At 61.2% G+C, this 232-nt stretch carries 1 protein-coding gene; it reads right to left on the reverse strand.

Annotated elements, in window-relative coordinates; all coding sequences use genetic code 11:
- A partial coding sequence (locus ACCD00_RS30920) for an immunoglobulin-like domain-containing protein (protein ID WP_413428956.1) occupies positions 1-232 on the reverse strand: 232 nt, incomplete at both ends.

The raw sequence follows: 232 nt of genomic DNA on the forward strand, positions 1-232 counted from the left end.
TGTTCGGCACCAGGTTTTCGAAGTTGCCGCCAGTGGTACCGGTGATGGTGGTGCTGACGGTGCTGCCGTTGACATAGGCGTCATTGGCCGGGGTCTCGACCACGACGCTGCCAGTGGTCTTGCCGGCTTCAATGGTAATGACAGAGCCGTTGCTCAAGGTCACGGTCATTGGCGTGCCGGCCGGGTTGGTCAGGGTCGCGGTGTAGGTGATCTGCCCGCCTTCGGTGATGTT

It is taken from the genome of Pseudomonas sp. Pseusp3, assembly GCF_047304225.1.
Classification (GTDB): domain Bacteria; phylum Pseudomonadota; class Gammaproteobacteria; order Pseudomonadales; family Pseudomonadaceae; genus Aquipseudomonas; species Aquipseudomonas fluorescens_CD.